The 14,255-nt window shown below is 50.1% G+C and carries 15 protein-coding genes; all 15 read right to left on the reverse strand.

From position 1 onward, the window contains the following. Positions 1-39: 39 nt before the first annotated feature. The 15 genes from EDM52_RS07050 to hepT all read right to left on the reverse strand — a co-directional run bounded on the left by EDM52_RS07050 (position 40) and on the right by hepT (position 14,184). Entirely contained in the window at positions 40-1,143 is a 1,104-nt protein-coding gene (locus tag EDM52_RS07050) for a prephenate dehydrogenase (protein WP_122908300.1), read from the reverse strand. Positions 1,144-1,209: 66 nt separating this feature from the next. After that, on the reverse strand, positions 1,210-2,304 hold the full coding sequence (gene hisC, locus EDM52_RS07055) for a histidinol-phosphate transaminase (protein ID WP_122908301.1): 1,095 nt from the start codon (positions 2,302-2,304) through the stop codon (positions 1,210-1,212). A 30-nt stretch (positions 2,305-2,334) separates the two neighbouring features. Then, positions 2,335-3,156, reverse strand: a complete 822-nt coding sequence (gene trpA, locus EDM52_RS07060; protein WP_122908302.1) for a tryptophan synthase subunit alpha — start codon at positions 3,154-3,156, stop codon at positions 2,335-2,337. Then, positions 3,153-4,385 carry a tryptophan synthase subunit beta gene (trpB, locus tag EDM52_RS07065; RefSeq protein ID WP_122908303.1) on the reverse strand — a complete coding sequence of 411 codons (1,233 nt, stop codon included), beginning with the start codon at positions 4,383-4,385 and terminating at the stop codon, positions 3,153-3,155. The genes trpA and trpB overlap by 4 nt, the downstream gene beginning before the upstream one ends. Further along, entirely contained in the window at positions 4,378-5,016 is a 639-nt protein-coding gene (locus tag EDM52_RS07070) for a phosphoribosylanthranilate isomerase (RefSeq protein ID WP_122908304.1), read from the reverse strand. Before EDM52_RS07070 ends, trpB begins: the two co-directional genes overlap by 8 nt. Continuing rightward, entirely contained in the window at positions 5,013-5,822 is an 810-nt protein-coding gene (trpC, locus tag EDM52_RS07075) for an indole-3-glycerol phosphate synthase TrpC (protein ID WP_122908305.1), read from the reverse strand. Before trpC ends, EDM52_RS07070 begins: the two co-directional genes overlap by 4 nt. Continuing rightward, positions 5,812-6,837 (reverse strand): anthranilate phosphoribosyltransferase, encoded by a 1,026-nt coding sequence (gene trpD, locus EDM52_RS07080; protein ID WP_122908306.1) that lies wholly within the window; start codon positions 6,835-6,837, stop codon positions 5,812-5,814. Before trpD ends, trpC begins: the two co-directional genes overlap by 11 nt. Beyond that, on the reverse strand, positions 6,831-8,345 hold the full coding sequence (gene trpE, locus EDM52_RS07085) for an anthranilate synthase component I (RefSeq protein WP_122908307.1): 1,515 nt from the start codon (positions 8,343-8,345) through the stop codon (positions 6,831-6,833). The genes trpD and trpE overlap by 7 nt, the downstream gene beginning before the upstream one ends. Before the next feature lie 336 nt (positions 8,346-8,681). Beyond that, on the reverse strand, positions 8,682-9,059 hold the full coding sequence (gene aroH / locus EDM52_RS07090) for a chorismate mutase (protein WP_122908308.1): 378 nt from the start codon (positions 9,057-9,059) through the stop codon (positions 8,682-8,684). Between the two features lie 3 nt (positions 9,060-9,062). Then, entirely contained in the window at positions 9,063-10,163 is a 1,101-nt protein-coding gene (gene aroB / locus EDM52_RS07095) for a 3-dehydroquinate synthase (protein WP_122908309.1), read from the reverse strand. Then, positions 10,163-11,323 carry a chorismate synthase gene (aroC, locus tag EDM52_RS07100; protein ID WP_122908310.1) on the reverse strand — a complete coding sequence of 387 codons (1,161 nt, stop codon included), beginning with the start codon at positions 11,321-11,323 and terminating at the stop codon, positions 10,163-10,165. Before aroC ends, aroB begins: the two co-directional genes overlap by 1 nt. 194 nt (positions 11,324-11,517) lie before the next feature. Beyond that, positions 11,518-11,685, reverse strand: a complete 168-nt coding sequence (locus EDM52_RS24540) for a hypothetical protein (RefSeq protein ID WP_183184885.1) — start codon at positions 11,683-11,685, stop codon at positions 11,518-11,520. Positions 11,686-11,759: 74 nt separating this feature from the next. Beyond that, entirely contained in the window at positions 11,760-12,533 is a 774-nt protein-coding gene (locus tag EDM52_RS07105; protein ID WP_122908311.1) for a CheR family methyltransferase, read from the reverse strand. Positions 12,534-12,668: 135 nt separating this feature from the next. Beyond that, positions 12,669-13,112: a nucleoside-diphosphate kinase gene (gene ndk, locus EDM52_RS07110; protein WP_122908312.1), complete on the reverse strand. Its 444-nt coding sequence runs from the start codon at positions 13,110-13,112 to the stop codon at positions 12,669-12,671. Between the two features lie 106 nt (positions 13,113-13,218). Next, positions 13,219-14,184 carry a heptaprenyl diphosphate synthase component II gene (gene hepT, locus EDM52_RS07115; protein WP_122908313.1) on the reverse strand — a complete coding sequence of 322 codons (966 nt, stop codon included), beginning with the start codon at positions 14,182-14,184 and terminating at the stop codon, positions 13,219-13,221. Between the last annotated feature and the right edge of the window lie 71 nt (positions 14,185-14,255).

Raw genomic sequence — 14,255 nt, forward strand, 5'->3', positions numbered from 1 at the left:
TGAAGCGTCTTCGTTGTAAAGTCTCCCTGCGCAAAAATCCTACAAACGCCTGTATACATTGTAGTCGAAAAAACGAAGAAGTTCCTCCCCTTTTTCCATCTCGTACTGCGATTGAAAGGTAATCCGCAAAGCACCATAGATGTCTTCGCGCGTCTCTCTGATTTGCAGGTTGGTAATGTTGATCTGCTTGGCACCGAGCAGAGTCGTGATTCTTCCAATCTCACCAGGATGGTCAGGGATATCGATATACAAATCAAACAACGGTGGCAATGCGCCGGTTTTGCGTTCAGGCAATCCGTCGCGAAAGTCCCGAGCGGATTGAAAAAACTGTTCGATTCCATCTGGATCAGCCTTTTCAACCAGCTGCATCACATCCTGCAGAGCTGCTGACCAATCACGTGCGATTTTCAAGAGGTGATCTCGGTTGTGCAGCAAAATGTCACGCCACATGCGCGGGTTGCTGGATGCGATGCGCGTAATGTCGCGGAAACCGCCAGCTGCCAGTCGTGCATGCCACGCATTCTCGTCATCATAGTCGGCGACCAGATTCACGAGCGCCGATGCCAAAATATGCGGAAAGTGGCTGACAGCTCCAACTACCTGATCATGCGTGTCGGCATCCATTCTGACAACCTTGGCACGCGTCAGCTGGAGCAATTCAGATAGACGCTCTACTTTTTCCTCTGGCGTCCCTGGTGCCGGAGTCAATACGTAATAAGCATTTTCGAACAATCGGTCAGATGCCGCTTCTACACCTGATTTATGTGAGCCTGCCATTGGATGACCACCAATAAAGGTAACATGGTCAGGAATCACTTTCGTCGCATGATGTACGATGCCGGATTTGGTGCTTCCTGCATCCGTTACGATCACATCCGGTTGTAAATCGAGCTGGCGAAGTGTTTCTAGAGTCGCGTAAATTTGCTCCACGGGTGCCGCCAAAAAAATGATGTTGGCTTCTCTGACTGCGGTCTGCAAATCCGTCGTTCCTGCATGGATGACCCCGTTGGTTAGCGCTTTATCCAAAGAATCCTGCCGGACATCAAAACCAACGATGCGATTATTTGGATCATTTTTTAATGATAAAGCGATCGAGCCTCCGATAAGTCCTACACCTACCACAGCAATGGTTGTCTTTTTCATCTCCTGCTTCTATCCTTCCATCTACGTGTAGAGAAAAATGCCGGGAGATCCCCGGCATCATCTGCATTATTTTAAAGCACCTGTTACGATTTCTTCGAGAACACGCAGGATTTTGTCATTCTGCTCTGTAGTTCCGATCGTAATCCGTTGATAACCCGGATGACCCAGTGCTTTACCGGATCGAACGATAATACCATGACTGAGCAGCTTTTTAAATACCTCATCTGAATCTTGTTTCAGGTTGACCAGAATGAAGTTTGTTTGTGAAGGATAATAATCCAGTCCCCACTCGTCAAATCGATCCGTAAATTGCTTCATGCCTTCTCTATTCCGCTCGCGGCAAGATGCAACGAATTCCTGATCATGCAAAGCTGCTCGGGCAGCTGCTTGACCCAAGGCACCCGTATTAAATGGCTCGCGTACATGCTCCAGCTGAGAGACGAGCTCCTCAGAAGCAATACCGTAGCCCACACGCAACGTCGCCAGTCCGTAAATTTTGGAAAACGTCCGCAGGATGATCAGATTCGGATAATCCGCCAGCATGGGCACTGTCTGTGGATATTCCGGATCTACAACATACTCGTAATAAGCTTCGTCCAGGACGACCAGGACGTTTTTCGGTACTTTTTTCAGGAATGCTTCCAGCTCAGTTGTGGTGACGATTGTTCCAGACGGGTTGTTCGGGTTGCACACCCAGACTACACGCGTCTGATCATTGATTGCCGCTGCCATCGCTTCCAAATCGTGAACGCCGTTTTTCAACGGAACCTCGATCAGCTCAGCGCCTTCAATAATCGCGTTGGAGCGATATTGGGAAAAAGTAGGGGTTGCCATCACTGTATTTGTACCCTCGCTGAGATAAGCGCGAGAGATCATGAGAAGAATTTCGTCCGAACCGTTGCCAAAGATCAGTTGTCCAGGCTTCACACCCAGGAACTCAGCCAGATCCCAACGGAGCTTCAGACTAGCACCGTCTGGATAGATCGCCAGGTTGTCCAATTGAGCAACAATCGCTTCTTTTGCCTTTGGCGAACTGCCGAAAGGATTTTCATTGGAGGCAAGCTTGATCACTTCTGTCAAGCCATATTCGCGTTTTACATCGTCAATGGGTTTCCCTGGCTGATAGACCGGGGCCTCGAGAATTCGTTGCTTGGGTTGCATCCGCGTCTCACTCCTGAATACTTTTTCACTTTATTGTAGCGCACTACTCAACTGATGTACAAAGTTTTTTATTTTTTCGACAGCGTCGTCACACTGATTGGGATCCTGCAGCTGCTCTCCATAGCGCTCGATTTCACGTACGATGGCGCTGCCTACGATCACCGCGTCCGCATGAGGAGCCAAGGTTCGCACCTGCTCTGGTGTAGAAATGCCAAAACCGACTGCTGTAGGAGCGGTTGTGCTCTCCCTGACTCTTTTCAGAAAATCCGTCAGGTCGCCGCGTAGCTCAGTCCTGGCGCCGGTGACCCCGAGAGAAGAGACACAATACAGAAAACCTGTCGCCTGTTCCCCGATCATCCTGATACGTGTCTGGGAGGTAGGAGCTACGAGTGAAATGACGTGTACACCATGCTTTTTAGCCGCTGCGATTGCAGAGCCGCTTTCTTCAACCGGCAAGTCCGGAATGACCACGCCATCTGCACCGCTTGCAGCAAGGTCGGCAAAAAAACGTTCGATTCCATATTGAAAGACTGGATTTACATAGGAGAACAGCACAAGTCCTGCTTCCATACCCGATGCGCGAAGCTTGACTACCAGTTGGAGTGCGTCTTTGATCGCGACGCCGTGCTTCAAGGCGCGTTGAGAAGCTTGTTGAATCGTAGGACCGTCTGCCAGGGGGTCCGAATAGGGAATCCCAAGCTCAAGGATATCTGCCCCTGCTTCGACCAAGGCATGCGCGATTTTGTAGGTCACCTCAAGAGTGGGATCTCCCACTGTGATAAAGGGGATAAAACGCTTGCGGCTCCGATCGGCAAACACATGATCAATTCGGTTTTGGTGGATAGTCGTCATGCCTGAACGCCCCCTTCCTGAGTGTCAGACAAAGCATCCTGAATGGTCAGCACGTCTTTGTCTCCTCGTCCCGACAAACAGATCACCAGCACTTGATCTGGCGACATATGCGGAGCTCGCTTCATCGCTTCTGCTACAGCATGAGCACTTTCCAGCGCGGGAATAATTCCTTCGGTTTTACACAGCAGCTGAACCGCCTCCAACGCTTCAGCGTCCGTAATCGCCGCATAGGTGACTCTTCCTGAATCTTTCAGGTAAGAATGCTCGGGTCCGATCCCGGGATAATCCAGACCTGCCGAAATGGAATGCGCTTCCTGAACCTGCCCGTTCTCATCCTGTAACAAATAGGTCAAGGAGCCGTGAATGACACCTGGTCTTCCCATGCTCAGCGTCGCTGCATGCTTGTCGGTATCAATCCCTAGACCTGCTGCTTCTACGCCGCGCAGTGCCACGCTTTCATCCTGTAAAAACGGGTAAAACATTCCGATCGCATTGCTTCCTCCGCCAACACAAGCGATGACTTCATCCGGGAGTCTGCCCAGCATCTCCTGGATTTGGCTACGCGTTTCTTCCCCGATGATTTTCTGAAATTCACGAACCATGTACGGATATGGATGCGGCCCTACGACGGAGCCGATAACGTAAAAGGTCTCGTCCACATGGGAAACCCAGTGGCGAATTGCCTCATTCGTCGCATCCTTCAGCGTGCGAGATCCGGATACAGCTGGAATGACTTCTGAGCCAAGCAGATTCATACGGAAAACGTTCAGGGACTGACGGCGAATATCTTCCTCCCCCATAAACACCTGGCACGACAATCCGAGCTTTGCTGCTACGGTTGCACTCGCCACACCATGCTGACCCGCTCCCGTCTCTGCGATAATCGATTTCTTCCCCATACGCTTGGCGAGCAAGCCTTGCCCCAATGCATTGTTCAATTTATGGGCACCCGTATGATTCAAATCTTCGCGCTTCAAGTAGATGCGAGCACCTCCAAGCGCCTCCGTGAGCCGTTCTGCGTAAGTAAGGGGGGTTGGACGGCCTGCGTACTCGGTCAAGAGATTGTTCAGCTCTTTTCGAAATTCAGGGTCGCGTCGTGCCTCTTCAAACGCTTGTTCCAATTCAGTCAGTGCATTCATCAGGGTTTCCGGGACAAATTTCCCCCCGAATTCCCCAAAGCGTCCCTTCTCGTCAGGAACGACCCGAGCTGTAGTTTGAGCTTCAGACATACTCCCTCACCCTTTCCATCAAGCTTTTGATTTTGTTTGGATCTTTTTCTCCGTCCGTTTCCACTCCACTGGAAAGATCGATGACAGATGGACGATAACGCCCGATCAATTCCGCTACATTGTCCACATTGATTCCGCCTGCAATGATTTCAGTAACCCCCTGACTCGCTGCTTGCAGGTCCGGGATCTGTTCCCATGAAAATCGTCTGCCTGTTCCCCCTGCCTGAGCAGGATCATACGTATCAAACAAGAACGCGTCGACATGGGTGGCGTAGGCTGCCATGCCTTCTACCGCCTCAGCTTCATTCCCTACTGCGAGAGCCTTCCACACGGGCAAAGAAAAACGCTCCTTTACCTCTTGGCAAAACGCTGGAGTTTCTTGACCGTGCAGTTGTACGACAGCAAGCGAAACTTCTGCCAAAATATCTTCCAATTCTTCAATGGTCGGGTTGACAAAAACACCAACTGCTGGCGGGTGATCAGGCACCGATCGCAACATCTCTTTAGCAGCAGTCGCCTCGACTTTGCGCTTGCTTGGTGCAAAAACGAATCCCACATAATCAACCTCGCACTCTTTCAACAAGCTCAGTGTTTCTTTATGCTTGATGCCACATATCTTGACTTGTGTCACAAGCTCACCCCCGATGTGTGATTACCACGCTGTCCCATCAAGGAAATGACGGCCTGCTCTACGTTTTGCTGGCGCATGAAGTGCTCGCCTACGAGCACTGCCCTCGCCCCGCTCTGTTTGACATTCTCAATATCATGAATAGAGGAGATTCCGCTCTCACTCACCACAGTAAGTGTCGATGGCAGGTCTGCAATCACCTCTCGCGTCACTGCCAGATCGGTTTCAAACGTCCGAAGATTCCGGTTGTTGATTCCCAAGAGCTTGGGATCTGTATAACGAAACACCATGTCGCTCTCATGTCTGTCATGCACCTCTATGAGAACATCCATTCCCAGATCTTCTGCTGCCTGATAGAGCGCGCGAAGCTGCTCCCCCTCCAAAATGGCTGCAATCAGAAGAATACAATCTGCCCCTGCGGACCGGGCCTCTACGACCTGGATTTCATCGATCAGAAAATCCTTGCGCAGCAATGGTAACTGGACGGAGGTATGGATGTTTTGAAGGTAGGAAAGATGCCCCTGAAAAAAGGATTCGTCGGTCAGTACCGAGATGCACTCCGCTTGCGCAGCTTGATACGCACTGGCAATCTCCAACGGATCAAAGTCCGAGCGAATCATTCCTTTGGACGGAGAAGCCTTCTTCACTTCCGCAATCACACTGACAGGACGCGTACTTTGCTCAAGTGCCTGACGAAAACCGCGTGGCTTTTCCATATCCTTCGCTTCCGTCAGTAGAGAAGCAATCGAAGTCTTTCCTTTCAATTGCTGAACCTCTTCTTTCTTTTTCTCCACAATTTTATGAAGCATGAATCATCCCTCCAGCGATATGACGGATGTGGTCCAGTTTACGTGCTACGTGACCTTCATCGATCAGCTCTGCCGCACGGATCACTCCTTCTTCAATGGTCCTAGCCCGTTCTGACAAATACAGGATCGCTCCCGCATTCAATAAAACGACATCGCGCGCTGCTCCCCGCTCTCCCGAGAACACGTTCGAAATGATGGTTGCATTCTGGGCAGCATCACCGCCGCGCAGCGCATTCTTTTCATGGCGATGAAGGCCGAATTGCTCCGGTTCTACTGTGTAGCTCCGGATTTCACCATCACGCAGCTCGGTGATGTAGCTCGTGCCCGTCACAGTCAATTCATCCAGTCCATCTGAGCCTGCTACCACGAGGGCGCGTTTCACATTCAATTCACGCAGAACTGCGGCAACCGTCGGGAGCAGCTTGGCATCGTAGACACCCATAAGCTGATGGCTAGCCCCCGCAGGATTGGTAAGCGGACCTAGCAAATTAAATACGGTGCGCACAGCCAATTCCTTGCGTGTCGCAGCTGCATGCTTCATCGCCTGATGATAAGTGGGGGCAAACAGAAAGCAAAGATTCGTCTCTCGCAAGCAGTCTGCTGCAGCCGCAGGGGTCAGGTTCACCGGAATCCCCAATGCTTCTAGTACGTCAGCGCTTCCGCTTTTGCTGGAAACCGCACGATTCCCGTGCTTGGCAATCTGTACGCCGTCACTGGCTGCCAAGATAGCGCTGGCCGTTGAAATGTTGAAGGTGTTGCTTCCGTCTCCGCCAGTCCCGCATGTGTCGACCAAACCCTGCATATCCAACGGAAAGCGTATCGCTCTTTCACGCATGGCACGGGCAAATCCGATGATTTCTTCCACGCTCTCTCCTTTGAGACGCAGTGTGGCGAGGAAAGCACCGATCTGAGCAGGTGTAGCTTTTCCGTCCATGATCTGCCCCATCGCTTCTTCTGCCACGTCGCGATTAAGATGATTTCCTTGCAGAATGTGCTCCAGCGCCTGAGTCAGCATGGCAATTCCTCCTTGCGCGCAAACAGCTGCTCCGCTTTTTCCAGGGCCGTAATCATAGCTGCTGCCTTATTTCTTGTTTCTTGATATTCGCTTGCGGGTACGGAGTCTGCGACGATTCCTGCTCCGGCCTGTACATGTGCTTGCCCATCCTGGAAGAACAAGGTGCGGATCGTGATGCAGCTGTCCAAAGAGCCATCAAAGGAAATGTATCCAATCGCACCAGCGTACAAGTGGCGAGCATCCTGCTCAAGCTCGGCGATAATCTCCATGGCCCTCAGCTTTGGCGACCCGGATACGGTGCCTGCCGGAAAAGCGGATAGCAGCGCGTCGAAAGGATGCAAGTCCTCACGCAGCTTCCCGGTTACGTGAGAAACCATGTGCATGACGTGGGAATAATTTTCGATCACCAACGCTTCCTCTACTTTGACGCTGCCGTATGAACTGACGCGACCGACATCATTGCGTCCCAGATCGAGCAGCATGTAATGCTCGGCTCGTTCCTTCTCATCTGCCAAAAGATCTGCTGCCAGCAACTCATCTTCTCTCGGAGTAGCGCCCCTTTTTCGTGTTCCAGCTATGGGACGCATTTCCACTTTTTGATCTTCTACCCGAACCAGCAGTTCAGGCGAGGTTCCCACGATCGTCTCTCCCTCATACTCCAGGTAATACATGTACGGAGATGGATTCAGCGTGCGCAATATACGGTAAACTGCGAATGGATCCACATCGGTTTTTACGGAAAAGCGTTGAGAGAGAACAACCTGAAAGATATCTCCGGCGGCGATGTACTCTTTCGCCTGCACAACCATCTTTTCATACTCTTCGCGGCTCATGTTGGCTTCCACTTCCAGCTTGTGCAACGGATCCACGGCTACCGAGATGCGCTGCTCTGTCTGCGCAGGAGTCGTCACTTTACCTGCCAGTTTCTCCAGTCGTTCGCAAACTTGTGCGTATTTTTCGGCAATGGAAGAGGCGGTATCCCCTGCTTCTACGTGAAGGTTCACAATCAATTGGATTTCTTGCTTCAGATGGTCAAAGGCAACCATTTCATCGACAAACAGAAAACGCATGTCAGGCAAACGCAACGTCTCGCTTCGGTGTGGAGGCAGGTTTTCAAAATAATGAAGGGTGTTGTACCCGAAAAATCCTACTGCTCCTCCGCTCAAGCGCGGAAATCCCGGCAATTTGGGACTCTTGTAGCGATCGACTTCTGCACGCAGGTAGTTAATCGGATTGCCGGATTGAATGAATGCAGTTCCATCTCGATGGCTGACGCTAATTTCGTTTCCTTTTGCCTCAACGATTTGAAAAGGGTTCATTCCGATAAAGGAAAACCGTGCCCAGCGTGCACCGCCTTCCACACTTTCCAGTAAAAACGAATTGCGAGTGCGAATTTTTTGATAGAGGCGGATCGGTGTCTCCTGATCAGCCAGTAAAGTCATGCTAACGGGAATAAAAGAATACGTTGCCGAGAGGCTTTGCACCTCGGCCAGTGAGGGGAAATACATGTGCTCTCATCTCCTTTTCAGGGGCTCGGAAAAAGGGGGACTCTTTCCTTACCCGCTACTAGAGCGAGAGGTAGGGGGAGAAATAAATATAAAAAAACCCAGTCAGAGACCTGGATTGGGTGTCATGTGCTACCCAGCCTGCTCTTCTCTCCTCGACCTAACTCATCTCAACTCTGCTCTACTCTCTAAACTCAGCCGGTATAACGATAGAATATCCGGATAAATCAACTTTCCCGTACCTTCTTCTCTACAAAGATGGCTACGGCTGCACTCATCTAAGCTCTAAAAACGAGGCGCTCTCGTTTCCCTATATGGTAAAAGAGAGCGCCCCTATTGTCAACTCTGTTTTGTCAAATCTGGACGCAGCTTGACCGCATCCCGCAAAAATACGTGCTGGATTTCCTTCGCTGATTTGTCTGTATTGACATGCATGATGACACGGACACACATCGGCAAACTGCCAGGTACAGGAATTTCGCGCATACACATCAGCGGTACATACGCCCAGTTTTCACCGTCCAGCAGACGTGCTGCTTGTGCTGGAAAAACGGAACTGACATCCTCCGTGGTTGTAAACAGCATGCTTGCGATGTCTTCAGGTTGGAGACCATTCCGTGAAATGATTTCTTCCAGCATCAGCTTGGTTGCAGAAATCACTTCTTCTTTTGTATCGTTTTCTACAGTAATGGCCCCTCTTACTCCTCGCACTCCCATTTTTTATGCCCCCACTTCTTCTCTCATTACTCTCATGATGACTTCTTCATCCACATCTTTTACCACTTCTACACTGCCGATTGATCTCGGCAAGACCAGTGCAAGCTTGCCACCCACTGTCTTTTTATCCCGTTTCATCGACTCCAGCACCGCCTCGGGTGTCAAGCCAGCGGGCCATGCCGTAGGGAGTCGGTACAGACTCAGGACATGCCGAGTACGCTCGTACGTACCGGGTTGAGCAAAACCGATTCGCTCTGCTAATTTCGCCGCTATACACATGCCTATGGAAATGGCTTCTCCGTGATTCAGTGTCGAATACGAGGACAGAGCTTCAAAGGCATGCCCAAAGGTATGTCCGAGATTCAACAAGGCGCGTTGCCCCTGCTCCGTCTCGTCTGCGGATACGATCTCAGCCTTCACCCTGCACCCCTGATAAATGGCTTTTGCCAACACTTCGGGTTCCAGTGACCATAGCGCTTCCGATTCACGTTCCAGCCAGTTCACGAAGGATTCATCTGCAATCAAGCCGTGCTTGACTACTTCGGCAAATCCGGCGGCCACTTCTCGTTTGGGCAATGTGCGAAGAGTGGAAGTATCGTAGATGACGGCTTTTGGTTGATGAAAGGCACCAATCAAATTTTTACCCAACGAATGATTGATCGCTACCTTTCCACCTACAGAGCTGTCGTGAGCCAGTAAGGTGGTGGGCATCTGGACGAAGTCGATGCCACGCATGTACGTGGCTGCGACGAATCCAGCCAGATCACCGACTACTCCCCCTCCCAGAGCGAGAATAGCCGATTTGCGATCCAGACCAGCACGGATTGCTTCCGTCATGATTTTTTCATAGTCTGCCAGGCTTTTGGATTGCTCCCCTGGCTCGATGACACTCGACTCGACCTGGTATCCAGCTGATGTTAAAACAGTGAGCAGCGGTTCCAAATACTGAGGCGCCACGTGCTGATCTGTAATGACCATCAGCTTGCTTTTGCTGAGAACGCCTGCGTCTTTTAGCAGCTCGGGTGCTTGCTGCAAGAGAGCTTTCCCAATGATGATGGGATACGAGCGTTCTCCCAATTCTACAGTGAGTGTTTGTTCTTCCATTAGAATTTCTCCGTATATGTGCGGTATTGACGTACATTTTCCAGCATATCGTCCATGGAATCAGACGGGAACTTGTCGCACATCGCCTGCGCGATCTCCCAAGCCACGACTGCTTCAGCCACGACGCTTGCTGCTGGTACTGCACAGCTGTCAGAGCGCTCAATGCTTGCAGAAAAGGCCTCTCGCGTATCAATATCTACGCTCATTAGAGGCTTGTACAGGGTAGGAATCGGCTTCATGACCCCGCGAACCACGACTGGCATACCTGTGGTCATACCGCCTTCCAATCCACCTGCGCGATTCGATTTTCGGCTGTAACCGGTCTCTTCGTTCCACAAGATCTCATCATGAACCTGAGATCCTGGGCGGCCAGCCGCTTCAAATCCAATCCCGATTTCCACACCCTTGAAGGCTTGGATACTCATGATCGCCTGTGCCAGACGGCCATCCAGCTTGCGATCCCATTGCACATGGCTGCCCAAGCCGATTGGAACGCCGTCTACAATGACTTCAACGATGCCACCGAGTGAGTCTCCATCTTCTTTCGCTTTGTCGATCAAGGCCATCATCTTTGGCTCTGCCTCTTTATCCAGGCAGCGAACGGGGGATTCTTCTGTACGAGCAATCAGTTCGTCCAGACTTACATCCTGACGCTCAGCTACCACTTCACCAATCTGAAGTACCTGTCCGCCTACACGAATACCAAATGCAGCAAGCAATTGCCGGGCAACAGCACCAACTGCCACGCGAATCGTGGTTTCACGTGCACTGGAACGTTCCAGAATATTTCGCATATCGCGCTGATGATATTTAATGGCCCCATTCAAGTCTGCATGACCGGGACGTGGACGTGATACGCGACGTTTTTCCTCTGCACCCTCTACAGGCTCAGCGCTCATGATTCCCTGCCAGTGAGCCCAGTCTTTATTTTCTACGACTAATGTGATTGGAGCACCAGTCGTATACCCGTGACGAACACCAGATACTACTTTTACCTGATCCTTCTCAATCTGCATCCGTCTGCCGCGTCCATGACCTTTTTGGCGGCGTGCCAATTGCTCATTGATTGCTTCTACAGAAAACGGCAAGTTGCTTGGTACCCCTTCAATAATTGCCGTTAATTGTGGTCCGTGGGATTCCCCTGCTGTCAAATAGCGCATTATCTGCTTCCTCCATCCTTTTGGCGATCCCATTACCCATTCTCGGGACGCTTTTTCTTTATCACTTTTAAGCGCTATAATATCATACCTGCCATCCGGTGAAAATATAAAAGTGCCAAACCATACCGGAAGAGTCTCGTTTTACGGAAAAACGCCCCTCCGAAAAAGGAGAAGCGCTTCGGTCTATCGCACACTTAGAAGTGATCAACCATCATGTAGGGATTTTGACTTAACGGTCGTCGGAGGTTATCCGTTCGCATCAGATCATCCAATTGTGTCTGTTCTGTCCCAAGTATTTGACCACACTCTTGCAGCGTAATCAGTCCGCGACGATACGCTTCGATGACTTTATGCTTATCCATCTGCTTCCTCCCTATTCGTAGGTATTCCTAGTCTTGGGAAAAAAGAACAGACTTATACTACCAACAGAAATGAATCATCCCATTTTTCGATAAAAAAACGTATCTTCTGCTTCCAGCTGATACTGCTGAGGTTGAAAAATCTGTTCGGTACTGCCCACAAACAGAACTCCACCTGGTTTTAGTGCACGACTAAACTTGTGGTACAGCTCGCTTTTCGCTTCTTCCGTGAAGTAGATCATGACATTTCGGCAGATGATCAAGTCAAACTGTGTCTCGAAAGAGTCTGCCAGCAGGTTGTGTTTTTTGAACGTGACCTTGTTTTTCACCTCATCGGAGATTCGATAGCTAAGCATATCTTTGGTGAAATACTTCGTTACCAACTCCGTCGGGCAATCCTGCAGTGACCGGTCTGTATACACGCCTTGCTTGGCCTTGGCCAACGCTCCTTCATCAATATCTGTCGCCAATAGAGTGGCTTCCAGCCGTTTGCGCAAAAGAATCAATGAAAGGGTATACGGCTCTTCTCCAGTCGAGCAGGCGGCACTCCAGCATTTGAGTCTTCCCGATTGCTTGACGAGCCGAGGCAGAATTTTATTTTCCAGTACATCCCATCTGCTCGGATTGCGGAAAAACTCTGACACGTTAATCGTCATGCGGTCCAGAAATTCGTAAAAGAGATCCTTGTCTTTTGAAATGGCATCAAAGTACTGTGCGAATGTGGAGTATCCCCTTTTTTGCCGCAAGGAGGTCAGGCGTCGCTTCATTTGCGCTTCTTTATAGAGGGCAAGATCAATACCAGTCATTTTTTTCACGCTTAGTATAAATTGAATAAAATCCTTATCTTCCATACGTGCAATCCTCCCTCTTACCCGTTCCCTTTCTTCCTATTCTCCAAACATCGGCAAAATCCTATCATTCCTGTAGCGAATTATGGCGAAAAAAAGAAAAAGACCTGAAAATCAGGTCTTTTCACCAAAGCAAGCTTAGATCCAAGCTTGGATCGTTTTATCGTAAGCAAGAACTTCGTCGTTGGAGAACCAAAGCGCGATTTCACGCTCAGCGCTCTCTGGAGAATCGGAGCCGTGGATGATGTTCATGCCAACGGAGGTTGCAAAGTCTCCACGGATGGTACCGGAAGCAGCATCTGCTGGGTTAGTTTTGCCCATCATGGAACGAGCGTTGGCAATTACGTTGTTTCCTTGCCATACCATAGCGAATACAGGACCGGAAGTGATGAAGTCTACCAGTTCGCCAAAGAACGGGCGCTCTTTGTGCTCAGCGTAATGCTGTTCAGCCAGTTCGCGGCTTACTGTCATCAGCTTTGCACCTACCAGTTGGTATCCTTTGTTCTCAAAGCGGGAAACGATTTCCCCGACCAGGTTACGTTGTACGCCATCAGGTTTTACCATAAGGAATGTTTTTTCCATTGTATGTATGCCTCCATCAGAGCTATGTATTGGTGCAGTCTTTCACACCAACGAAAATTTTATCAAAACACAGGTTCCCAAGCAACAGCTTATCCAAGAAATTCGTTTAAAATTTACGTTCGATGATAAAGTCCGCAATCCCTAGCAAGGAGGTTTTGGCTTGATTGTCTGGCAGATCAGCCAAAACAGAGCGTGCACGTGCGATATAACGCTCCGCGAGCGCTTGCGAATATGCGATTCCATCATCCTTACGAACCAACTGAATAGCTTCATCTACGTGATCCCAGAAGGTATTATCGGCGATCCAGCTTTGAAAACGATCACGAAAGCGTCCGTGGTGCGCCGTGTACAACGCAGGCAAGGTAATGTTACCGTTCACCAGATCACTCCCAGCCGGCTTGCCCAGCTGTTTTTCTGTACCCGTAAAATCCAGAATGTCATCGGTTATCTGAAAAGCCATCCCGACATTGTAGCCGTACCAGTACATTTTGCGCACAATATTTTGAGGAGCTCCGCTCGCGACGGCTCCCATTTGACAGCTGATAGCGATCAGCAAGGCCGTTTTGCGTTTGATTCGGCGCAGGTAGGTACGGAAATTTTGTTCCCAATTATTCAGATCCTTCACTTGCTCAATTTCGCCCTTGCACACTTCCACCATGGCATGGGCGAGTATCCGGTGAAGCTGAGGAATCGGCAGCTGAGCGACGATTGCTAATGCGCGCGCAAAAATATAGTCCCCTGCGTACATGGCAATCTTGTTGTCCCATTTGGTACGTACTGTTTCTCTGCCACGCCGTTTGTCGGCATCGTCAATCACATCATCGTGAACCAATGTCGCCATGTGGATCAACTCTAAAGGTACCGCTACGTGCTTGAGACGTTTTACGTCGTAGTCTCCCCATTTCCCTCCAAGCAGGACAAAAACAGGACGAATCCTTTTTCCTCCCGCCTTCAGCAAATGCGTAGACGACTGGTACAACTCACGCACTTCGGTATCAATGGACTTTTCCAGCTCATCTTCTATGTACTGGACGTCCTTTTTCATCTTGAAGTAAATATCGACAAGGTTCATCCGTCCCACCTATTTCATCAACGTAGTATTGATTGGTGTCGCAGCAGCTTCTTGCAGCAATTTTCTGATCA

This window comes from Brevibacillus invocatus (genome assembly GCF_003710915.1).
GTDB lineage: Bacteria > Bacillota > Bacilli > Brevibacillales > Brevibacillaceae > Brevibacillus > Brevibacillus invocatus.